Source organism: Haloarchaeobius baliensis (assembly GCF_052060055.1).
GTDB classification, from domain to species: Archaea; Halobacteriota; Halobacteria; order Halobacteriales; family Natrialbaceae; genus Haloarchaeobius; species Haloarchaeobius baliensis.
Map to the genome: position 1 here is coordinate 897,284 of NZ_JBPPFR010000002.1, position 21,163 is coordinate 918,446.

Genomic DNA, 21,163 nt, shown 5'->3' on the forward strand with positions numbered 1-21,163 from the left:
TCCGACCCTTTAACGCGGCGGGAACCCGAGGACCGGGTATGGTCGAGGACCTCACCGTCGCCACGCTCGCGCTGACCATGGTCTCCGCGAGCTTCCCCTTCTACCTCTACGGCGCGTGGATCATGATCGACACCGAGGTCGTCACGTGGGACGTCCTCGTCTATCACCTGAAGTTCATCGTGGTCGGGCTAACGCTGAACACCCTGCCGGTGGTCCTCTGGATGGGCCCCCGGCTCATCAACGAGCAGCAGTTCGGCGGGCTGGCAGCCCTGCACTCGTTCCTCGGTCTGCAGGCGTACGCCCTCCTGCTCTTTGCCCTCACCGGAATCTACCACATCCTCCAGGCCAAGCGCCGACTCAACCTCTACGCCGACCCCGACCCGGACATCGCGCTCGACGAGATACACGAGAACATGCCCGCGTGGCGGTTCCGCCTCCGCGTCGGCGTCTTCGGCTACGTCATCTTCTGGATACTGGCCTACGTCGTCGGCATCATGCGCTACGTCGTCCTCTACCAGATCTTCTAACCGTCACCAGGGCTCGCCCGACGCGAGGTCCACCGGCGAGTCGCCCTGCTCGGACGGGCAGATGTCCGCGAGCACGCAGGCGTCGCAGTCTGCCGAGCGCGCCCCACAGACCGCCCGCCCGTGGTCGATGAGCAGGTGGGTGAACTCCTGCCACTTCTCCTCGGGGACGATTTCCTGCAGGGCCGGCTCGATGGTCTCCGGGCGTTCCGCCTCGGTCAGCCCGAGCCGGCGGGAGAGTCGCTGGACGTGCGTATCGACGACGATGCCCTCGACGATGTCGTGGCCGTGCTGGAGCACGACGTTCGCCGTCTTGCGCCCGACGCCGGGCAGGTCGGTGAGTGCCGACATCGAATCCGGCACCTCGGCGTCGTGTTCTTCGACCAGTATCTCGCCGATCCCCTTGAGGTAGCCGCCCTTGTTGTTGTGGAAGGTGATGCCGTAGATGTCCTCCGCCAGTTCCTCCTCGGTCGCCGCCGCGTAGTCCGCCGCGCTCTGGTACTTCTCGAACAGCTCCTCGGTGACCTCGTTGACGCGCTCGTCGGTGCACTGCGCCGAGAGCACGACCGCGACGAGCAGCTCCAGCCGGTTCGAGAACCGCAGCGAGATGGTCGAATCCGGATACTCTTCCTCCAGTCGTTCGACCACTTCCTCGGCCTGCGCCGACCGCGGTTCCAGTGGGGTTCCCATGTGCTCGTGTTCGAGGGCTGGCGTTTCAGCGATTCGGTTCCGGCTATGAGTGTATTCTGTGAGCTCCAACTGCCAGAAGGCTCCCTCTCTCGTGGGAATCTCTGGAAACGAGAACAGCCAGAAAGCCCCGAGGTGCTCAGCTCCCGGGCCTCGCTGCACTCCTCGTCCCTGCGGTGCCTGAGCGCTACGCGCTCAGACTAGCGAGAGCTTCGCTCTCGCGTCGCTTGCTTCGGCCGGCTTCGCTGAGCACCTCGCCCCTTTCAGTCCCACCACGCACCGCACCGCAACCGCACCTCACGCCTCCCCAGCCTCCTGCATCACCGGAAACCTCCGGTTTCCGGTTAGCAGCCAGAAAGCTCCGCTTTCTGGCCACATCTCCGGAAATCAGAGATTTCCGGCGGGCTCACGAAACGCAAGCGTTTCGTGACCGATGCTCGCTGGCGCTGTCGTTCGAAAGACGCCGGAGGCGTCTTTCGTGATGTGGCCAGAGATCTCCGATCTCTGGCTGCCAGCCGGACGTAGTCCGGCAATGACGAGAGAGCTTCGCTCTCTCGAACCACGCTTCTCGTCCCTCGCGCGGATGGCTCGACACGTTCGCTGCGCTCACGGGTCGCAGGCTCCCCGTTCGCATCGCGGGACTCGCTGGCGCTCGCCCCGCGCACCGCTCGCGGTCTCGCCAGGGTGAGAGCAAGCTCTCACTGGCCATCGGAATCGCAAGCGATTCCGAGACAGCCGCGCGCCACCCGGTTGGTCAGGGAGCATTGAAAACGGACCGCCAGCACCCTACTCGAAGCTGCCCGACCGGATCTCGCGTTCGGCGTCGTCCAGTGCCTTCTCGGCGTCGAAGTTCTCGACGATCCCCCGCAGCGTCGCCTCGTCCGCGTCGGCCAGCTCCCGGGCGTGTTCCGTCATGTTCGGCAGCGCGCGAACGATGTTGTCGACGATGGGCACGGTGGCCGAACGGGCCGACCGCGAGCCGGGGTTGAGGTCGACGACGAGCTCGATCTTCCCCATGTCGGCGAGCGCCTCGGCGCGGTCGCCGTCCTCCAGCGGGACGAGCACCACGTCGGCGTCGTGGATGCCGTCCGAGTCGACCTTCCCGCGCTCGTGGGAGAGCCCGGGGATGCGCGCGTCGGCATTCAGGCCCTTCACCTCGCCCGCGCCGTGCTCGCGGAGGTGGTCGACGATGGCCTGCATCCGCTCCTCGGTGCGGTTGAACAGGTTCACCTCGATGTCCGCGCCGGTGGCCTCGGCGAGTTCGACCGTCTCTCGGGGGGCGAGCGCGGCGACGTTGCCGTTGACGGAGAGCACGGCATGATCGGCGAGCAGGAGGTGGGCGGTGGCGACGCGCTCGGCCTCGTCGGCCGACGGCGTCGTGCGTTCACCGAGCAGGTAGTCGAACGCCTCGCCGCGGCCCTGCGCGATGAGGCCCTGACGGCTCGTGATGCCCTTGTCGACGCCAGCCTCGATGCGGTGTCGGGTCAGCAGTGACTCGTACCGGGGGTGGTCCGCGGGCACGTCGACGTGTTCGCTCATGCGTGGCGGTCCGCGCCCGATGGGCAAAAACACTCAGGATTCGAAGTGTTCGCCGGTGACGGCCAGCGAGACGAACGCCACACCGCCGAGGCCGGTGCCGACGAGGAACGCCGGGTCGCCGGTGAGGGCGGCGCCGAACGTCGAGAGGCCGACGACGGGGGCCAGGACCAGCAGGAGCGCGACCCGGCCCGCTGGCCGGCCCAGTGCGGTGACTCTGGCGAGGCCGAGCAGCAGGAGTGCGACGATGAACAACGGCACGGACTGGATGGGGGTCGGTGCGTTCAGGAACCCGAACGCCCCGAGCGCGAACGCGAGCAGGGCCGTCGCGAAGATGGCGACGACCACGGGAGCGGGCGTGCGCTGGTCGGTCATCGCCCGAACTCGGTCCGCGGTGCAGGAAAGCGCGTCGGTCCCGGTCGGTCGGCGCCGGTCATCGCAGCATCGCACCGGCGGGGTGGGTGGCACACACCGACGGGTCGTAGCCCGCATCCGAGAGCCCGGTCCCGAGCGCGAACACGGTCTCGCCGAGCATCGCCATTGAGGCCTGCCCGTCGGCGGCGAGTACGTCCTGGATGACCTCGGTCACGTCCGGTGTGAGTAGCTCTGCCTCGCGGGCGAACCGGCGCGACGCGTGGACGAAGCTCGCGAGTGTCGGCTCCTCGACGACCCGGGAGAGCGCGCGTGTGCCAGCCTCGGAGAGCAGTTCCGTGTCCCCGGACAGCACCTCCTCGGTGGAGAGTTCGCCCAGCGAGAGGTACTCGACACGTGCCCGAGCGGGGATGCCGTCGAGGTGGTTGTCCTGTGGCCCACCCGGCTCCAGCCGGATGGGGACACCGCCGCGTGCCTGGGCGACCACGTCGCCGAGGCCCGATTCGGCCTGCACGTCCGCGCCGTGAGCGATGGTCACGAGTTCGTTCTCGGAGAGCTTCCGTCGGTAGACGCGGTTCGTCGCCAGCGCGGTCCCGAGCGCGAGCGCCCCGGAGACGCCGAACCCGGCACCGAGCGGGAGGTCGGTCTCGGCCGCGACGACGGCGGGTGCCGAGAGCGCGTCGAGGACCCGGTCGACCGCCTCCACCTCGACCGCGTCGCCGTTCAGCATCAGGGACGGTCCGTTCCCTCGCTGGACCGTCACCTCGACGCCGTCGGTCAGTGTCAGCCCGGCACCCGTGGAGCCGGCCTTCGTCGGGTCGGACTCGTCCGGGTGTGCGCTGAAGAAGCCCGTGATGTGTCCCGGAACGAACGCCCGTGCCTCCTCGGTCATGCCACACCCTCCGCGACGGGTGCCTTAATCCGTTTTCATCTCGGCCAGTCGGCCTCTGTCGCGGCCGGGCTCAGGAAGGTCAGGTACGCCAGCAGCCCCGGCGGGCCGGTGAGGAAGACGGCGAACGTCAGCCCGGCGGCGGCTGGCCGGCCGTGGTAGTCGGAGTCGTAGCAGACCCACGCGGCGACACAGCCCCAGCACAGCGCGACGAAGATGGCGAGCCCGAACAGGAGGGCGGTCCCGGACATATTTTCACACTCTCGAAGCTACTACAAAGTATTTTTGTGAGATGTTTCTGGAAGAAATAACGACAGAACGGCGGTCCCGTGGCCGCCGTCGAACTCGCCAGGTCTTCGTCCTACGGACTCAGCCGCTGTCTGTCTCGCGGGAACACGGTCGCAAATCGAAGATTTGCTCCCTGCTCCCCCTCGACAGATGCGGCTTCGCCTAGGGGCTCAGCCGCTGTCTATCTCGTGGGAACAGAACGGCCTCGCGGATGTTGTCCAGCCCGAGCATCGTCATGACGAGGCGCTCGCCGCCGAGGCCCCAGCCGGCGTGCGGGGGCATGCCGTACTTGAACATCTTCGTGTAGTACTCGAACTCGTCGGGGTCGAGGCCCTGCTGCTCGAAGCCGGCGACGAGCTCCTCGTAGCGGTGTTCGCGCTGGCCGCCCGAGACGAGCTCCATGCGCGGGTGCATGAGGTCGAAGCCGGTCGAGGTCTCCGCGTCGTCGTCGTAGTCCTTGATGTAGAACGGCTTGATCTCGCTGGGCCAGTCGACGATGAAGTAGTGCTCGCCGACCTCCTCGCCGAGGACGCGCTCGGCCTCCGTCGAGAGGTCGTCGCCGTAGACGAGCATCTCGTCGAGTTCGCCGGTCGCGTTGATGCGGTCGAGGGCCTCCTCGTAGGTGAGCCGCGGGAAGTCGCCGCTGGGGGCCTCGAACTCGTCTTCGAGGTCGAGGAGTTCGAGCTGTTCCTGGCAGTTCTCCGCGACGGCCTCGTAGGCGGCCTTCACGATGCCCTCGACGACGTCCATCGCCTCGGTGTGGTCGTGGAAGGCGCCCTCGAAGTCGATGGAGGTCGCCTCGTTCAGGTGCCGGGGCGTGTTGTGCTCCTCGGCGCGGAAGATGGGGCCGATCTCGAACACCTTCTCCAGCCCGGAGCCGGCCATGAGCTGCTTGAACAGCTGCGGGCTCTGGTTCATGAACGCCTCCTCGCCGAAGTAGGAGATGGGGAACAGCTCGGTGCCGCCCTCGGTCCCCGTGGCGACGATCTTCGGCGTGTTGATCTCGGTGCAGCCGTCGTCGCGGAACTGCTCGCGGACCGCGCGCAGGACCTCGGCGCGGATCTCGAAGACGGCCTTGACGTCGGGCTTGCGGAGGTCGAGCGTGCGGTTGTCCAGCCGGGTCGGGAGCTCGGCGTCGACCTTGCCGGAGGGGTCGAGCGGGAGCTCGGGGTCGGCGGGTGCGATGACCTCGAAGCCGTCGGGTGTGACCTCGACGCCCGTGGGGGCGCGCGGCTCCTCGTCGACGGTGCCGGTGACGCTGACGACGCTCTCGCGGGAGGCGTCGAGTCCGGCCTCGACGAGGTCGTCGTCCATCTCCTCTTTCTCGAACTTGATCTGGATCTTCCCCGTCTTGTCCCGGAGGATGAGGAAGGCGATGCCACCGAGGTCGCGGATCTCGTGGACCCAGCCGGCGACGGTGACGTGGTCGCCCGGCTCGGCGTCCGCGGTGTACGTTCGGTTCTCCATACCACCGGTTTCCGGAGGGGTAGCCTTAAACACCGTCTTTTCGGTCGGCGGTCGCGGCTCAGAATCCACCGTACCTGAGGGAGACCATGCTGGCGATGACGGCGAGCTGGAACACGCCCTGGATGCCGCTGAGCTTCGCGTTGCGCATCCCGATGCGGCTGATGACCTCGGTGTCGGGGTTCGCGGACGTCATCTCGCGGTACATCTTCACCTCGCCGGGCAGGAGAATGCCGAAGCCCATCACGCTGAGGACGGTGACGATGACGAGCGCGACCGCGATGACGTGGCTCGTCATCTCGAAGGCGGGCAGCGTCGTCGCGAGGTAGCCGACGCTCACGACGAGTGCGAGCCCGAACGCGACGAGCCAGCGACGGTCGCGGAACGCGTCGAACTGCCAGCCGATGCTCAGGAGCGCGGGCAGGAGCGTGAACGCGGTGAAGAGCGCGAGCCAGGGCTGTGCGTTCGGGAACACCTGCACCCGCAGTGCGAGCGTGATGCCGCCAGCGATGGTGACGAGCGCGAGCGACGGCATGAGGAACGTCATCTTCGGCGTGAAGCGTTCGAACACCGCCGACCGGGCGTCGACGGCGAGCCCACCCAGAACGGGGCCGAGCACCATCGCCATGAACAGGTCGACGCCGGTCCACAGCACCCCTGCCATCACGTGGACGTAGGTGTGCTGCTCGCGCGTGCCGACCGTGGCTGCCAGCGCGAGCGCGAGCACCGGCAGCACGACGGCGCCGGTCGCGAACGCCGGATTCGCCCTCGACCCCATCCCTCGAATCGTCCCCCGAACCGTCTCGGCCATGCGAGACGGTGTCGTCTCCCGGCGCCAAAAGTGTTGTTCCAGTGATACCCGTGCCGTCGACGGGGCCTCGTCGTTACCATCGTTAATCCACGAGCGGTCTCGGACTAACAGTCGTGTCCGCCACGCCAAGATTTTAGAGGGAATGCCGCCTTAGGCAAGACGAGCCATGGCAAATCTTGTCACAGAGGTCGCCGATACGGTCTCGACACATCCGGAGACGACGGCACTGCACTACGACGGCCAGGACAGCAGCTACGAGGAGTTCTGGGGGCAGGTAGGGCAGTTCGCCGCCGGGCTGCAGGAGGCCGGTATCGAGCCGGGCGACAGGGTGGGGATCTACCTCCCGAACCTGCCACAGTTCGTGGTCGCGTTCCACGGGACGCTCCGGGCCGGCGGCATCGTCGTCCCCATCAACCCGCAGTACAAGACCCGGGAGATCAGCCACCTTCTCGGGGACAGCGGCGCGAAGGTGGTGGTGACCATCGGCGACCTCGTCCCGTTCGTCAGCGAGGTGCAGGACGACACCGACGTCGAGGAGGTCGTCGCCATCGGCGGGCACGAGGACGCGACCGCGTTCCGCGAGTTCCTCGCGCCTGACGCACCGGACATCGTGGACCGCGACGGCGACGACGTGGCCGTCCAGCCCTACACGTCCGGCACCACGGGTCAGCCGAAGGGCGTGCTGCTGACCCACGAGAACCTCCGGTCGAACGCGGAGATGGCAGCCTCGCTCATCCCGGACGGCATCCAGACGACCGACAAGGCGCTCGGCGTGCTCCCGCTGTTCCACATCTACGGGATGACCGTCGTGATGAACGCGACGCTGTTCAGCGGCGGGGCGTACTACCCGCTCCCGTCGTGGGACGCCCAGCAGGCGATGGAACTGTTCGCCGCAGAGGAGCTGACGATAATGCACGGCGTCCCCGCGATGTACAACGACGTCATCAACCAGCCGAACGCCGAGGAGTTCGACTTCTCGTCGGCCCGGCTCTGTGGCGTCGGCGGCTCCGGCATCCCCGCGGAGGTGCTCCGCCGGTTCGAGGAGCTGTACTCGCCCGCGAAGATCTACGAGGGCTACGGGCTCACCGAGACCAGCCCGGTCACCCACTTCAACAGCCCCGAGAAGGGTCGCCGCGTCGGCAGCATCGGCAAGACGCTGCCGGGCGTCGACTGCCGCGTCGTCGACGAGGAGTTCGCGGAGGTCGCGCCCGTCGACGAGGGGCCGGTCGACGAGGAGGAGGTGGACCTCGACGAGATCACGGGCGAACTCGTTATCAGCGGCCCGAACGTCATGCAGGGCTACTACGGGCTGCCCGACGCCAACGAGGATGTGTTCACCGAGGCCGATGGCAAACGCTGGTTCCACACCGGCGACATCGGCTACCACGACGCGGACGGCTTCTACTACGTCGTCGACCGCGAGAAGCACATGATCGTCACGGGCGGCTACAACGTCTACCCGCGCGAGGTCGAGGAGCTCCTCTTCGAACACCCCGACATCGCCGAGGCGGCCGTCGTCGGCATCCCCGACGAGCGCCGCGGGGAGACCGTGAAGGCGTTCGTCGTGAAGACGCCCGACTCCGAACTCACCGCCGAAGAGGTGCGTGACTACTGCCTCGAGCGCCTCGCGGAGTACAAGCACCCGCGCGAGGTGGCGTTCGTCGACGAGCTGCCGCGGACAACGACGGGCAAGGTCCAGAAGTTCGAGCTGCGGGAGGCCGACGAATGAGCGACGCCGTCCTCGTCGACATCGAGGACGGTGTGGCCACCATCACGCTGAACGAGCCCGACCGCAGGAACGCGTTCTCGCTGGCCATGTCGGCAGGCCTGCGCGACGCGCTCGACGAGGTCGAGGAGAGCGACGCCCGCTGTGTCGTCATCGAGGGCGCAGGCGACGCGTTCTCGGCCGGCGGCGACGTCGAGCTGATGTCCCAGACCGCGACGGGCGCGGTGCCACTGGACGAGAGCGTGCGCACCCTCGAGAAGACCACGAGCGAGACGATGGCACGCGTCGTCGCCTTCCCGCTGCCCACCGTCGCGAAGGTCGACGGCCCGGCGGTCGGTGCCGGCGCGAACCTCGCCACCGCCTGCGACGTGCAGCTCGCCAACGAGGACGCGGCCATCGGCTTCGTCTTCCGCGAGGTCGGGCTGGCCGTCGACGCCGGCACCTCGTACCTGCTGCCGCGCGTGGTCGGCACCAACGTCGCCAAGGAGCTGGTGTTCACCGGTGCGGTCCTCGGTGCGGACCGCGCACACGAGCTCGGGCTCGTCAACCACGTCTACGACGCCGACGAGTTCGACGAGCAGGTCGAGACGTTCGTCGAGCGCATCGCCACGGGGCCGACCGTCGCGCTCAGACACTCCAAGCGGCTCATCGACGAGGGGCTCCGCCGGACCGTCGACGAGGCGATGGTCGCCGAGGCCACCGCCCAGGGGCTCTGCTTCGACACCGACGACCACGCCGAGGGCGTCACCGCCTTCGTCGAGAGCCGCGAGCCCGAGTTCGAGGGGTCCTGACGGGACCGCCATGTCAGACGACGACGCCCCCGAGTGGACGTTCACGGAGCGCGACGTGGTCATCCTGCGCGAGCTCGCGGCGAACCCGCAGCGGTCCTCGCGCGAGCTGACGGACATCCTCGAGTCCGAACACGGGATCGAGGTGTCCCACGTCACCGTCAGCGAGACCATCCGCAAGATGCGCGAGCAGGGTGTGTTCCGCGAGGCGGTCATCCCCAACGAGGAGTACTTCCTCTTCGGCCTGTTCGAGTTCAAGTTAGACCCCGAGCACTTCGCCGACGAGTGGCGCGACGCCATGGCGTACATCCGCGACAGCGAGAACACGCTGTTCTACTTCCTCTCGGACGGGGAGTACCAGTGGAAGTCCGTCATGATGTTCGCCTCGCGCGAGGCCGAGTCCCGCTGGATCCACGAGTTCTACAAGCGCCACGGCAAGGTCGTCTCGAACCTGCGGAACTCCGTCGTCCACAACGTGCTCAAGTTCGGGACCGACCCCGAGATCTTCGAGGCGCTGGACGAGGAGAGTTGAGGAGGACGACTATCCGGTTCGCGTGTCGGTACTCCTCTTCTGTGGTCGTTTTCCGTGGCCGAGAACAGCCAGTAAGGCCCGCAGTGAGAGCGCAGCTCACGGGCGCTCCGCGCGCCGTCCTGTTGACCGACTATCGTCGCAGGCCAGTCACCGAACGAGCGCGAGCAGTTCGCACGACAGCACGACTGTCCCGTCCTGATCCACGACCTCGGCCTCCTCCCGCACCACGCCGGCGGCCTCGGGATGGTCGGGGCGCTCCTCCATGTCGACGACCTCGGTCTCGACGTGGACGGTGTCGCCGACGAACGTCGGGCCGCGGAAACGGAGCCGGTCGACCCCGTAGAACGCGACGACATCGGAACTCGACCCGTCGCCGCCACCGGCGCGCTCCTGCCAGAGCAGACCCGTCGCGATGGAGAAGACGAGCGCGCCGTGGGCGATGCGCTCGCCGTACTCCGACGCCTGCATCCGTTCGGCGTCTGTGTGGAGGTGGTTGAAGTCGCCGCTGACGCCCGCGAAGTTCACGAGGTCGGCCTCGGTGATGGTCCGGCCGGCGGTCCGTCGGCCGTCACCGACCGCCGTGGCGTCGAAGCTCATCGGCCCTCCAACCCCTGCTCGCGGTCCCGTGCCGACACCGTGCTGACATCGCCTCTCATGCACGGGCCTGGAGCCACGAGCGACATAACTCCACCGGGGGCCTCACACCGGGAACCGGAACCAATCGAACTGGAACGGCGGTCGTCGCCCCCGCCGTTCAGGCGTCGTTCGCGCCGTCGACGGTCCGAGCGACGGCGTCGACGCCCTCGTCGTGGACGAGGTCGCCGACGACGATCACGTCCGCGTGCTGGCCCATCAGGTTCGCCGACTCGTAGTCGTGGATGCCGCCACCGTAGAACAGCGTCGCCTCCTCGAGTGCGTCCGCGGCCGCCTGCACCGTTTCGGGGTCCCCCAGCATCCCCGAGTACTCGACGTAGACGATCTCCTGGCCGAACATCTTCTCCGCAACCTCCGCGTACGCGGCCACGTCGTCGCTCGTGAGGTCGCAGTTCGCCTCGGTGTACTCCGCGACACTCGCCTCGGGGTTCAGCACGATGTACGCCTCCGTCGTCGTGCGGTCCCAGTCGAGACCGCCCTCGATGCGGACCCACTCCTTGTGCGCGCCGGTGACCCAGAAGATGTCGCCGGCGTTGAACACCGTCGGCACGAGGTAGCCGTCGAGCGCGTCGCTGTCGACGACGACGCTCGGGTTCGACGGCTCCTGGTAGATGGGGACGTCGTAGTCCGCACAAGCCTGGATCATCTCGCGCATGTTCTCCTCGGTCATCCCCAACGTCCCGCCGATCTCGATGGCGTCCGTACCCGTCGCACACACGTCCTCGAACGTCTCCCCCTCGACGAGGTCCTTGTCGGGGTCGAGTTTGAGGATGTGGCTCCAGTCCTCCCAGGGTGCGCTCATACCCGGTCGAACCCCACGTGCGACCAAAACCCCTTCGATACGGTGGAATCGGCGCGTGACTCGGGGCTCGAAACCGGACGAACGGTTAAGCCCGGCCGGCAGAGATACTGTTCCGAATGCGACGACGACGGGTGTTGCGGCTGGCTGGTCTCGCCACCGTGACGGCAGCTGCCGGCTGTTCCGAACTCTCCGGCGGCTCCGGCTCTGACACCGCCAGCGCCATCGCCCGTCGTCCGGACGACGACGCACCACCACGGGCAGTCCTCCCCAGCCCGGAACGGGGACTCGAAATAGTCGGCCTGCGGACCACCGGCGGCGCGGTCGGCGCGAACGCCGGTCAGCTCGCGACCTACGAGGCCGACGACGGCACCACCTTCGAGGTCGCCGCGCTCCGGATGGAGACCGAGTCCGACGCCACAGCGCTGGCGAGCCGCATCCGGGAGCAGGGTCGGTTCTACGGGATGGACGTCGCGGTCCGCCACGGCGTGTTCGTCGTCGCCGGCGGGACAGACGACGCCGACGCGCACGACCGGCTACTGACGCTCCTCAGCTACTCGGAGGCGGTGAACCGGGCGTTCATCCGAAACAACGACCTGCTCGGCGGCGCAGCCGACGGATAGCCACCGTTTTACTCGCCCCAGCCCTCGACCCGGACATGAAACAGGCCATCGTCGCGCGGACCGACATCGGGATGGGCCAGGGGAAGCTGGCCGCACAGGTCGCCCACGCGTCGCTCAGCGCGTACGAGGACGCCGACTCGCGAACACGAAAGGCGTGGAAGGGCTCCGGACAGAAGAAGGTCGTCCTGAAGGGCAGCGGCGAGTCCGAGCTGTTCGAGCTCGCCGACCGGGCCGAGTCCGAACGGCTCCCGCACGCCATCATCAGGGACGCGGGCCACACGCAGCTCGACTCCGGTACCGTCACCGCGCTCGCCGTCGGCCCCGGCGAGGACGAGGTCGTCGACCGCGTGACCGGCCACCTCTCGCTGTTCTGAGCGATGCGCGAGGCACATCCACGCGAACGGGCCGTCGGCATCGAGCAGTACGTGAGCGACGACGACGGCGTCGGCGGCCGGCTCCGGGCCGAGGACGAGCACTTCCGGGTCGTCGAGCGCGAGCGCTTCGAGTCGAACCCCGTCGATTCGCCCACCGGCGACTACCCGTACCTCGTCGTGCGCGCGACGCTCCGCGGCTGGGACACGAACGACTTCGTCCACCGGCTCTCGAACGAGCTCGGGATGAGCAGAGGGCGGGTCTCGTGGGCCGGCACGAAGGACAAGCGCGCGGTGTCGACGCAGCTGTTCGCCCTGCAGGACGTCGCTCCCGACGACCTGCCGTCGCTCTCGCGGGCGGACCTGGAGATCGTCGGCCGCGCCGGACGCGCGCTCCAGTTCGGCGACCTGCTCGGGAACGAGTTCGAGATCGTCGTCTCCGACCCCGACGACCCCGACGCGGCGGACCGGGTGACCGCGGAGCTACGCGAGTTCGGCGACGGCGAGGTCGCAGTGCCCAACTTCTTCGGGCAGCAGCGCTTCGGCAGCATCCGTCCCGTCACGCACGAGGTCGGCCTCGACATCGTCCGGGGCGACTGGGAGGCCGCGGTCCGGACGTACGTCGGCAACCCCCATCCCGACGAGCGCGAGGAGACTCGCGAGGCACGCACGCTCGTCGACGACGGTGCGGCCTGGGCGGACGCTCTCGACGCGTTCCCGGGCCGGCTCCGCTTCGAGCGGTCGATGCTCCACACGCTCGTCGAGAACGGCGGCGAGGACCCCGACGACTTCCGCGAGGCCATCGAGACACTGCCCGACAACCTGCAGCGGCTGTTCGTCCACGCGGCGCAGTCCTACGCGTTCAACCTGATGCTGAGCCGGCGGCTGGAGCAGGGGCTGCCGTTCACGAAGCCGGTGGCGGGCGACGTGGTCTGCTTCGCCGACGCCGACGCGCCCGACGAGTTCCCGCTGCCGGACGTGGACCGTGAGCAGCGCGTGACCGAGCGGCGCGTCGACACCGTCGCGCGCCACTGCGAGCGCGGCCGGGCGTTCGTGACCGCGCCGCTGGTCGGGACGGAGACCGAGCTGGCCGACGGCGAGCAGGGCGACATCGAGCGCGACGTGCTCGCTGAGCTGTCGCTCTCCCAGTCGGACTTCGACCTGCCCGGCGAGTTCCACAGCACGGGGACCAGACGTGCAGTGCTCGTCGGGACGGACCTCGCCGTGTCGAAAGAGCCCCTGACGTTCTCGTTCTCGCTCCCGAAGGGCTCCTACGCGACCGTCCTGCTGCGCGAGTACCTGAAGGTGGACCCGGTCGAACTTGGCTGACAGGCGACGCTCTCCTGGCGTGGACCGTCGCGTCGCACACCCGCTACGCGGTCCACGGCTGCTGGTCAGTGCACGCCGGTCGTGGTCCCGGCCTCGTATTTCAACCCTCGCTGCCGGGCGTGTCCCCGAGGTGACCGAACCGCACGGCTTTAGGCCGGCCGACGGCTACGCCCGTCCATGGACTGCAGGCGGTGTGAGACGCCACTCGAACGGCCGGGAGACTACTGTCTCACCTGCCACACCGCCAACTGCGACGCCGTCGTCGTCGACTGCGCTCGCGAGCGGGCGACGGTCACGGTGCTCGACGGCGAGGAGGTCGTCGGCGAGACGACGGTGACGACGGTGCCCGACGACGGCGAGGAAACCGGTGTCGTCGAGTTCCGGAACTTCGCCGGGCGCGTTGCGGACGAGATACGCCGGAAGCGCCCCGAGACGGTGTACGCCGCTGGCGACCGCGCGGTCGTCCGGGAGACGCGCGCCCAGCTCCACCACGAGTTCTACCGCGTCGACGACGAGGACCCCGTCGCGGCCGCCATCGGTGGGCTGGGCGAGTCGGGACTGGACGTCGTCGACCTCGCGCCCCGCGAGAAGATCGGCGGGGCGCACTCGACGCTCATCGGGGGTCGCACGGGCCAGACGGCCATCCGGACCGTCGCGGAGCACCCCCACGTGAAGAAGGTCATCCCGGGTCCCATCGAGGCCGGCGGGTCGAGCTCGCAGGCGAGCGTCGGCGCGAAGGTGACCAGAGCCGACGGCAACGGCAACGTGCGGATGCTCATCCGCGACGGCTCCAGCGTGCAGGAGAACCGCGTGGTGACGACGGCCGGCGACCGCGAGATGGGCGAACGGGTGCGCGAGGACCTCAACGAGGCGCTCACGACGGCCGACCTGGGCTGACGTGGGCGTTCCAACTCAACAGGTTTATTTGCGCGCTGACGGTACGGACTGGTATCATGGCCAAGAAAAAGGGAAAGACCGGTAGTGCCGGCCGATTCGGCGCTCGCTACGGTCGTGTCTCGCGGCGTCGCGTCGCGGAGATCGAGGACGAGATGCGGAACTCCAAGGTCGACGGCGACGACGTCAAGCGCGTCGGCACCGGCATCTGGGTCAACGAGGAGACCGGCGAGAAGTTCACCGGTGGCACCTACCGCGCCCAGACGCCCGCAGGCAAGACCGTCCGGCGCTCCATCCGCGCCGCACTCGCCGAGGACAGCGACGACGACGACGAATGAGCTACAAGTGCTCGCGCTGCAAGCGTGACGTGACGCTGGACGAGTACGGTGGCGTCCGCTGCCCCTACTGCGGGCACCGCGTCCTGCTGAAGGAGCGTAGCACGGACATCAAGGAAGTCGACGTGCGGTAGGCGGGCGATGCCCGCGAACGAGACCGTTCTCGAGTTCGAGTACGACGACGGCGCGACGGCGACACTGGTCGCCGAGAGCGTCCGTCCGGAGGTCGGCGAGATAGCGAGCGACCGCTCCACCACCAGCCTTCGACTCGACGAGTCGACCGTCGTGGTGACCGTCGCGGCCGACGACCGGGTCGCACTGCGGGCCGGCGTCAACACGTGGATACGTCTCGTGGGCGTGGCCGAACGCACACGCGGGCTCGTCACGGGTCGCTGACGCCACGGCGTCCTGTGGTTTCACCGAGGCGTACCGTCGCGGTTCCTCGCGCGCGGGAAAGCGGGGGTTTTTCAGGGCGGAAACCGACCGGGTGAGTATGCAAGGAAATCTGCCGCCGGAAGCACAGGAGAAGATCGAGGAGCTGCAGGACCTGCAGGAGACGGCACAGCAGGTCGCCGTCCAGAAGCAGGAGGCCGAGACGCAGCTCACCGAGGCCCAGACGGCGCTCGACGAGCTCGACGACATCGACGAGGACACACAGATGTACCGCGAGGTCGGCGAGCTGTTCGTCGCCACCGACTACGACGAGGCCAGCGAGGCGCTCGACGACAAGGTCTCCAGCCTGGAGATCCGCGTCGAGACCCTCGAGAAGCAGGAGGAGCGCGTCCAGGAGCAGTTCGAGTCGCTCCAGGAGGAGCTCCAGGACATGCTCGGTGGCATGGGCGGCGGCATGGGCGGCGCCGGCGGCGCGTAATCGGATGAGCGACCCGACGGACGAGGAGGTCGTGCAGGTGGCCGCGGAGGCGGCCGAAGGCCTCGTCCGCGCCCGGTACAAGCAGTCGAACATCCGCGACCTCGACGTGACCGTCACGTTCGAGGACGGCGTGCTCGACGTCGACGTCTACCTGAACGCACCCGAGGGCGACGCCGATGCGGAGGCGGTCGCCGACGAGGCTGCGCTCGCGGCCCAGGAGGCCGTCGACGAGCTGTTCGAGGACGCCTAGGAGAGCAGGAAGACGACGACACTCAGGCCCATCGCGGCCATCGTCAACAACACGGCGAGCGCCCCGCCCATCGACACCATCGCGTTGGCGTGGCTCGCCAGCGTCTCCGTTCTGTCGTTGCCGAACACCGTGACGCGAGCCCGAGCCGAGGCCATCCCGGCCTCGCACGGTTCGCGGTCGGCGAGCGCACGCTCCGTGAGCTCGTGGACGAGTTCGACGAGTTCGTCCACGTCGAGCGCCTCGCCGACCTGGTTGCTCGACTCGACCCTGTTGACGACGTGGGTGTCGGTGGTCATCACCTCGGCGCGGGCGACGGCGTCCGGGAGTGCCTCGATGAGTCGTTCTCTGACGCCGGGCTCCATGTTGTTCCCGTCGATCAGCACGTACGCCGTCACCTCACCGGCGACGTCGACGCAGGCGACGCGAACCCCGAGCGGCCCGATGCCGTCGGCGGGCTTCCAGTCCGTCGGCTCCCAGGCCACGCCGACCTCGAACGGGTGGCGCTCGGCGTCGCGGAGCTCCGCTGCGGCCTTGCGTGCGGCCTCCATGATGTCGAACGAGCGCTCGCTCCCGGGGGTGACGTGACCGAGGTCGTCGCCGCGGAGGCCGTTGTTGCAGTTGTGGGCGTCGACCAGCAGGGCGTCGTCGAAGCCGCCGGAGCGCGCCTCCGCGATGGCCGAGAGCCCGACCGCGTAGTCCACGTCGTCGGCGAACCGGGGGGAGTGCGTGTTGACGAGGAGGATGTCGTCGCCGAACGCCTGCGCGAGGAGCTTCGCGTCGCCCGAGGTGGTCCGGATGCTCCGGGTCGCACCGCCGCCGACGGAGAGCGCGTCGTTGGCCGCGTCGGCGGTGTCGACGATGGTGTCGACCTCGCGCTCGGTGACGAGGTTGAAGTCGTGGCCGGCGGTGGCGTGGGGTGGGAGCGCCATCCCCTCGGTCGACCGCGCGACGCGCTCGGGCAGGTTCCCGCCGCCGATCTCGCCCATCGGCCCGGGGTGGACCATCGGGAGGACGGTGCGTGCCTTCTCCGAGCCGTTCTCGCGGCGGAAGCTGAGGACGGTCACCGGGACGAGCGCCTCCTCGCCCAGCTCCTCGAAGAAGGTCTCGAGCTCGCGGGAGTCCTCGGCGATGTGGCCGATGAAGCCGCCGAGGAAGTCCCGAACGGAGACGCCGAGGCTGCGCTTCCACGGGCGGTCGATGATGACGAGGAAGAGCCACACCGCCGAGCCGTACAGCAGGCAGACGAACCCGAGGATGACGAAGTCGCCGGGGACGATGGGCGAGAGCTGTATCTCGGTGTGCTCGGCCCGCGAGAGGTACGCCTGGACGAGTGGCCCGCCGACCTCGAGGTAGCGGCTGGTCCCGCTGTAGACGAACAGGAGCATCGCCGCGGCGACGGTCTGGATGCTCGCCGGGACGGCCGCCCGGGGGATCGAGTGACCCGACACCGCGGCGACGACGAGCAGCCGGAGCGCGAAGATGGAGGCGAGTCCGGCGTAGAGTACGTCGAAGACGAAGTTCTGCCCGAGGCCCGTGACGAGCGCGACGAGTCCGCCGACCGCGAGGAAGACGACGACGAGGATCTCACAGCAGAGCGCGAGCAGCGACGACCGGCTGGCCGTGAGCTGTCCGCCGAGCCGTCGGTCGACCGCCCCCGTCAGCAGCGTGGCGACGACCGTCGGGACGCCGATGAAGAAGATACCCTGGGTGAACCCCTCGAGGAAGAAGCCGTCGTCGAAGACGCCGACGCCGGTGACGCCCGCGACCACCATGGCGAACGCGAGACTCGTGTACCACTGCGGGGCGCGGAAGATGTACCGAGAGAGGCTCGCGAGGTCACCCTGGGTGGTGGTCATCGTGCCCCCCGGTCACTCACACAGCGCGAGGAAGTTCTCGAACACTTCCTGTCCCTCCTCCGTGTGGCTGACCTCGGGGTGCCACTGGACGCCGTAGAGGTCGCGGTCGGGGTCGCTCATCGATTCGACGCCGCAGACGTCGGACTTCCCGGTGACGGTGAAGCCCTCGGGAACCTCCTTGACCTCGTCGGCGTGACTCGCCCAGACCCGTGTCTCCGGGGCGAGCGAGCCGACGAGCGGGTCGTCCTCGTCGAGGATGTCGACGGTCACGTCGGCGTAGCCGCCGTAGTCGCCGGCGCCGACCGACCCGCCGAGCTCCTTCGCGATGATCTGCATGCCGAGACAGATGCCGAGCACCGGCACGTCCATGTCGAGGTACGCCGCCGACTCCCCGCGCCGGTCCATGTCGGGACCGCCGGAGAGGACGATGCCGTCGGCCTCGACCTCGGCGGGCGGCGTCTCGTTGTCGACGACCTCGCTCTCGACTCCCATGTCCCGCAGTGCCCGATGTTCAAGATGCGTGAACTGCCCGTGGTTGTCCACCACGACGATGCGCGTCATTACCCACCGGTAGCGCGCGGGTCCTCAAAAACTGCCCGACATCTCGTGCCGTCTGAGTACTGTTGGGGACGGACCCGTCAGTGTGCTCGATACCCCTCCGGAGTCGTGGGGACCGTAGCGGTCGTCGACCCGACCGGTGGTGTGGACCGGTGTACCTAAGACCCACGCCGCACACGCACCGTGCATGGAACTCCCAATCGACTCCGACCACCCGTCCTGGCTCACGGTCGCCGGGACCTTCGGCGGCTACGGCCTGCTGCTCGTCGTGATGTTCGTGCTGCTGTTCGTCGTTCCGCTGGCGCTCTTCTCGGTGCTGTAGGTCCGCGGCGAAAACAGGGGGCCGGTTCAGGCGAACGTCTTCGAGATCTCGTCGTCGTCCTCGTTGCTCTCTGCCTGGATCTTCTCCCAGGCCTCCTCGAAGTCGCGCTTCTCGATGGTCCGGCGGTCGTCGCGGATGGCGAACATGCCGGCCTCGGTGCAGATCGCCTTCACGTCCGCACCGGAGGCCTCGTCGGCCATCTCGGCGAGCACGGCGTAGTCGACGTCGTCGGAGACGTTCATGTCGCGGGTGTGGATCTGGAAGATGATCTCGCGACCCTCGACGTCCGGCTTGGGGACCTCGATGAGGCGGTCGAACCGCCCGGGGCGGAGGATGGCGCGGTCGAGCATGTCGAAGCGGTTCGTCGCGGCGATGATGCGGATGTCGCCGCGCTCCTCGAAGCCGTCCATCTCGGAGAGCAGCTGCATCATCGTACGCTGGACCTCGGCGTCGCCGGAGGTCTTCGACTCCGTGCGCTTGGCCGCGATGGCGTCGATCTCGTCGATGAAGATGACGGCGGGCTCGTGGTCGCGGGCGACCTGGAACAGGTCGCGCACGAGCTTCGCGCCCTCGCCGATGAACTTGTGGACGAGCTCGGAGCCGGCCATCTTGATGAAGGTGGCGTCGGTCTCGTTCGCGACGGCCTTCGCGAGCATCGTCTTCCCGGTGCCCGGCGGGCCGTGCAGCAGCACACCGGACGGCGGGTCGATACCGACCTCGGTGAACATCTCGGGCTTCTCGAGCGGCATCTCGACGGTCTCGCGGACCTCCTGCATCTGCTCCTCGAGGCCGCCGATGTCGCCGTAGGAGACCTCGGGACTCTCGGTGACCTCCATCACGCGGGCGCGGACGTCGGTCTCGTTGCTCAGCGTCTTCACGATAGAGAGAGAGTTGTTGACGGCGACGCGCATGTCGGGTTCGATCTCCTCGCGCATCTCGTCGGTGACCTCGGTGAGGGCCTCCTGGTTGTTCCCGTGCTGCTTGATGATGACGCCCTCGTCGGTCAGCTCCTGGATGGTGGCGACGAACAGCGGCGACTGCTTCAGCTTCTTGTTCTCGTGGGTGAGCCGCTCCAGCTTCTGCTGGTACTTGTTGTTCTCCGCGTTGGCGTCGAGGAGCTTATCGCGCATCTCGTCGTTCTGCGCCTCCAGCACCTCGAGCCGCTCCTGCAACGCCGCGATCTTCTCCTGTTTGGACGCCTCCTCCTCGTTGTACGGGAGGTCGACGTCGTCCACCGTGTCGGTCATCAGCATTTCATAAGGCGCTGATTCTTAAGAGGCTTCGGGTGCCGTACGGAAGCGCCGTTCTCAGCGGTTCTTGCCGGTGTTCCTGGGCTGGAAGCGGCCTGGGGTGATGCGGTCCGGGAGTCGTCGGGGCCCGTCCAGGGGCGGAGTGACCACTGATCGAACACCAGTGAGATTATCTGAAGTAATATTTTGAATGAGCAAGTATTATTACGGGGTATGCACAACGAAGGTGTACGATGAGCGCAACCGAGCCGAGAACGAGCGAGCCACCGACGGGGAGCTGGGACGACGTCCGGGACCTGCCACCGAGCGCGAAGCTCGTCGCGAAGGTGCTGGAGTACAACGACACGCTGACCCAGAGCGAACTGGCCGAGGAGACGCTGCTCCCACCGCGTACCGTTCGCTACGCGCTGAACCGCCTCGAGGAAGAGAACGTGGTCCACTCGCGGTTCTCCTTCTCCGACGCCCGCAAGCGACTCTACACCCTCACAGTCGAGTAACGTCCGTCGCTGGACCGGCACGCTTAGGGGCCAATCTGTCGAACGTCGAGCCATGGTACACGACCTCGACAGCATCGAGCGTATCGGCGTCGTCGGCGCGGGCACGATGGGCAGCGGCATCGCACAGGTCGCCGCGACGAACGGCTACGCCGTGACGATGCGGGACATCGAGGAGCAGTTCGTCGAGAACGGGTTCGACTCCATCGAGAGCAGCCTCGACCGCTTCGTGGGCAAGGACACGCTCTCGCGCGAGGATGCCGAGGCCGCCGTCGACCGCATCGACGGCACGACCGCCCTCGGCGACCTCGCGGACTGCGACGTCGTCGTCGAGGCGGCCGTCGAGAACATGGACATCAAGCAGGACATCTTCGCCGACCTCGAGGCGGTCGTCGACGACGACTGCCTGCTCGCGACGAACACCAGCACGCTCTCCATCACGACCATCGCCTCGGCCACGGAATCCCCCGAGCGCGTCGTCGGTCTGCACTTCATGAACCCCGTCCCCATCATGGAGGGCGTCGAGGTCGTCGACGGCGAGAAGACCAGCGAGGACGCGCTCGACCTCGCCCACGGTATCGCCGAGGCCCTGGGCAAGACCACCTGGGAGTCCGACGACAAGCCCGGCTTCGTCACCAACCGCGTGCTCATGCCCTGGATCAACGAGGGCATCCGCGCCTACGACGAGGGCGTCGCCACCAAAGCGGACATGGACCGCGGGATGAAACTCGGCACGAACGTCCCGATGGGCCCGCTAGAGCTCGCCGACCACATCGGCCTCGACGTCTGTCTCCACGCCAGCGAGACGCTCCACGAGGAGCTCGGGGACCGCTACAAGCCCGCCTACCTGCTCAAGCGCAAGGTCGACGCGGGCGACCTCGGCAAGAAGACCGGCAAGGGCTTCTACGAGTACGAGTAGCACCGCCTCGGCAGAAGACAC

At 68.0% G+C, this 21,163-nt stretch carries 28 protein-coding genes; 16 read left to right on the plus strand and 12 right to left on the minus strand.

Going from position 1 to position 21,163, the window contains the following annotated elements:
• Window positions 1-38 precede the first annotated feature (38 nt).
• The gene (locus ACSG06_RS15395; RefSeq protein WP_440991160.1) at window positions 39-527 is read left to right on the plus strand and encodes a DUF7321 family protein; all 489 of its coding nucleotides are present in this window, start codon (window positions 39-41) and stop codon (window positions 525-527) included.
• Window positions 528-530: 3 nt separating this feature from the next.
• On the opposite strand, the gene nth is transcribed toward ACSG06_RS15395, so the two are convergent.
• From nth to ACSG06_RS15430, 7 genes are all read right to left on the minus strand, one after another.
• The gene (gene nth, locus ACSG06_RS15400) at window positions 531-1,214 is read right to left on the minus strand and encodes an endonuclease III (RefSeq protein WP_440991161.1); all 684 of its coding nucleotides are present in this window, start codon (window positions 1,212-1,214) and stop codon (window positions 531-533) included.
• 783 nt (window positions 1,215-1,997) lie between these two features.
• Window positions 1,998-2,750: a 4-phosphopantoate--beta-alanine ligase gene (locus ACSG06_RS15405; RefSeq protein ID WP_440991162.1), complete on the minus strand. Its 753-nt coding sequence runs from the start codon at window positions 2,748-2,750 to the stop codon at window positions 1,998-2,000.
• Between the two features lie 33 nt (window positions 2,751-2,783).
• Window positions 2,784-3,122 (minus strand): hypothetical protein, encoded by a 339-nt coding sequence (locus ACSG06_RS15410; RefSeq protein ID WP_440991163.1) that lies wholly within the window; start codon window positions 3,120-3,122, stop codon window positions 2,784-2,786.
• Window positions 3,123-3,180: 58 nt separating this feature from the next.
• Window positions 3,181-4,011, minus strand: coding sequence for a pantoate kinase (locus ACSG06_RS15415; protein WP_440991164.1), 831 nt, complete (start codon window positions 4,009-4,011; stop codon window positions 3,181-3,183).
• 35 nt (window positions 4,012-4,046) lie between these two features.
• Window positions 4,047-4,259 (minus strand): hypothetical protein, encoded by a 213-nt coding sequence (locus tag ACSG06_RS15420; RefSeq protein ID WP_440991165.1) that lies wholly within the window; start codon window positions 4,257-4,259, stop codon window positions 4,047-4,049.
• 199 nt (window positions 4,260-4,458) lie between these two features.
• Complete coding sequence (gene aspS, locus ACSG06_RS15425) at window positions 4,459-5,763, minus strand: aspartate--tRNA(Asn) ligase (RefSeq protein ID WP_440991166.1); 1,305 nt, start codon at window positions 5,761-5,763, stop codon at window positions 4,459-4,461.
• A gap of 58 nt (window positions 5,764-5,821) precedes the next feature.
• The gene (locus ACSG06_RS15430; protein WP_440991439.1) at window positions 5,822-6,538 is read right to left on the minus strand and encodes a hypothetical protein; all 717 of its coding nucleotides are present in this window, start codon (window positions 6,536-6,538) and stop codon (window positions 5,822-5,824) included.
• Window positions 6,539-6,737: 199 nt separating this feature from the next.
• Here ACSG06_RS15430 and ACSG06_RS15435 point away from each other — a divergent pair, with 199 nt between their 5' ends.
• From ACSG06_RS15435 to ACSG06_RS15445, 3 genes are read left to right on the plus strand one after another with little or no spacing between them, the layout of a single operon-like run.
• Window positions 6,738-8,300: a long-chain-fatty-acid--CoA ligase gene (locus tag ACSG06_RS15435; protein WP_440991167.1), complete on the plus strand. Its 1,563-nt coding sequence runs from the start codon at window positions 6,738-6,740 to the stop codon at window positions 8,298-8,300.
• Window positions 8,297-9,088, plus strand: coding sequence for an enoyl-CoA hydratase/isomerase family protein (locus tag ACSG06_RS15440; protein WP_440991168.1), 792 nt, complete (start codon window positions 8,297-8,299; stop codon window positions 9,086-9,088). The genes ACSG06_RS15435 and ACSG06_RS15440 overlap by 4 nt, the downstream gene beginning before the upstream one ends.
• 10 nt (window positions 9,089-9,098) lie before the next feature.
• Complete coding sequence (locus tag ACSG06_RS15445; RefSeq protein WP_440991169.1) at window positions 9,099-9,617, plus strand: winged helix-turn-helix domain-containing protein; 519 nt, start codon at window positions 9,099-9,101, stop codon at window positions 9,615-9,617.
• A 147-nt stretch (window positions 9,618-9,764) separates the two neighbouring features.
• On the opposite strand, the gene ACSG06_RS15450 is transcribed toward ACSG06_RS15445, so the two are convergent.
• Window positions 9,765-10,214 carry a MaoC/PaaZ C-terminal domain-containing protein gene (locus tag ACSG06_RS15450; protein ID WP_440991170.1) on the minus strand — a complete coding sequence of 150 codons (450 nt, stop codon included), beginning with the start codon at window positions 10,212-10,214 and terminating at the stop codon, window positions 9,765-9,767.
• A gap of 157 nt (window positions 10,215-10,371) precedes the next feature.
• Window positions 10,372-11,073: a phosphoglycerol geranylgeranyltransferase gene (locus tag ACSG06_RS15455; RefSeq protein ID WP_440991171.1), complete on the minus strand. Its 702-nt coding sequence runs from the start codon at window positions 11,071-11,073 to the stop codon at window positions 10,372-10,374.
• A gap of 116 nt (window positions 11,074-11,189) precedes the next feature.
• Between ACSG06_RS15455 and ACSG06_RS15460 the strand changes: the two genes are divergently transcribed.
• The 9 genes from ACSG06_RS15460 to ACSG06_RS15500 all read left to right on the plus strand — a co-directional run bounded on the left by ACSG06_RS15460 (window position 11,190) and on the right by ACSG06_RS15500 (window position 15,743).
• Window positions 11,190-11,693, plus strand: a complete 504-nt coding sequence (locus tag ACSG06_RS15460) for a hypothetical protein (protein WP_440991172.1) — start codon at window positions 11,190-11,192, stop codon at window positions 11,691-11,693.
• A 35-nt stretch (window positions 11,694-11,728) separates the two neighbouring features.
• Window positions 11,729-12,067: a peptidyl-tRNA hydrolase Pth2 gene (pth2, locus tag ACSG06_RS15465; protein WP_440991173.1), complete on the plus strand. Its 339-nt coding sequence runs from the start codon at window positions 11,729-11,731 to the stop codon at window positions 12,065-12,067.
• A gap of 3 nt (window positions 12,068-12,070) precedes the next feature.
• Window positions 12,071-13,393, plus strand: a complete 1,323-nt coding sequence (truD, locus tag ACSG06_RS15470; protein ID WP_440991174.1) for a tRNA pseudouridine(13) synthase TruD — start codon at window positions 12,071-12,073, stop codon at window positions 13,391-13,393.
• 177 nt (window positions 13,394-13,570) lie between these two features.
• Window positions 13,571-14,290, plus strand: coding sequence for a DUF2103 domain-containing protein (locus ACSG06_RS15475; protein ID WP_440991175.1), 720 nt, complete (start codon window positions 13,571-13,573; stop codon window positions 14,288-14,290).
• Window positions 14,291-14,346: 56 nt separating this feature from the next.
• Complete coding sequence (locus tag ACSG06_RS15480; protein WP_440991176.1) at window positions 14,347-14,625, plus strand: eL43 family ribosomal protein; 279 nt, start codon at window positions 14,347-14,349, stop codon at window positions 14,623-14,625.
• On the plus strand, window positions 14,622-14,756 hold the full coding sequence (locus ACSG06_RS15485) for a DNA-directed RNA polymerase subunit P (protein WP_089731296.1): 135 nt from the start codon (window positions 14,622-14,624) through the stop codon (window positions 14,754-14,756). Before ACSG06_RS15480 ends, ACSG06_RS15485 begins: the two co-directional genes overlap by 4 nt.
• 7 nt (window positions 14,757-14,763) lie before the next feature.
• A complete protein-coding gene (locus ACSG06_RS15490; protein ID WP_440991177.1) occupies window positions 14,764-15,018 on the plus strand; it encodes a KEOPS complex subunit Pcc1 in 255 nt (84 codons plus the stop codon).
• A gap of 97 nt (window positions 15,019-15,115) precedes the next feature.
• The gene (locus tag ACSG06_RS15495) at window positions 15,116-15,493 is read left to right on the plus strand and encodes a prefoldin subunit beta (protein ID WP_440991178.1); all 378 of its coding nucleotides are present in this window, start codon (window positions 15,116-15,118) and stop codon (window positions 15,491-15,493) included.
• Window positions 15,494-15,497: 4 nt separating this feature from the next.
• A complete protein-coding gene (locus tag ACSG06_RS15500; protein WP_440991179.1) occupies window positions 15,498-15,743 on the plus strand; it encodes a DUF3194 domain-containing protein in 246 nt (81 codons plus the stop codon).
• On the opposite strand, the gene ACSG06_RS15505 is transcribed toward ACSG06_RS15500, so the two are convergent.
• A complete protein-coding gene (locus ACSG06_RS15505) occupies window positions 15,740-17,599 on the minus strand; it encodes a DUF2070 family protein (protein ID WP_440991180.1) in 1,860 nt (619 codons plus the stop codon). The genes ACSG06_RS15500 and ACSG06_RS15505 overlap by 4 nt on opposite strands.
• A gap of 12 nt (window positions 17,600-17,611) precedes the next feature.
• Window positions 17,612-18,160, minus strand: coding sequence for a GMP synthase subunit A (locus tag ACSG06_RS15510; protein ID WP_440991181.1), 549 nt, complete (start codon window positions 18,158-18,160; stop codon window positions 17,612-17,614).
• A 184-nt stretch (window positions 18,161-18,344) separates the two neighbouring features.
• Between ACSG06_RS15510 and ACSG06_RS15515 the strand changes: the two genes are divergently transcribed.
• Entirely contained in the window at window positions 18,345-18,479 is a 135-nt protein-coding gene (locus tag ACSG06_RS15515; RefSeq protein WP_440991182.1) for a hypothetical protein, read from the plus strand.
• Between the two features lie 26 nt (window positions 18,480-18,505).
• On the opposite strand, the gene pan1 is transcribed toward ACSG06_RS15515, so the two are convergent.
• Complete coding sequence (gene pan1, locus ACSG06_RS15520) at window positions 18,506-19,726, minus strand: proteasome-activating nucleotidase Pan1 (protein ID WP_440991183.1); 1,221 nt, start codon at window positions 19,724-19,726, stop codon at window positions 18,506-18,508.
• A gap of 236 nt (window positions 19,727-19,962) precedes the next feature.
• Here pan1 and ACSG06_RS15525 point away from each other — a divergent pair, with 236 nt between their 5' ends.
• Together ACSG06_RS15525 and ACSG06_RS15530 are read left to right on the plus strand one after the other, a co-directional pair.
• A complete protein-coding gene (locus tag ACSG06_RS15525) occupies window positions 19,963-20,226 on the plus strand; it encodes a MarR family transcriptional regulator (protein ID WP_256299092.1) in 264 nt (87 codons plus the stop codon).
• Between the two features lie 52 nt (window positions 20,227-20,278).
• Entirely contained in the window at window positions 20,279-21,142 is an 864-nt protein-coding gene (locus ACSG06_RS15530) for a 3-hydroxyacyl-CoA dehydrogenase family protein (RefSeq protein ID WP_440991184.1), read from the plus strand.
• Window positions 21,143-21,163 lie beyond the last annotated feature (21 nt).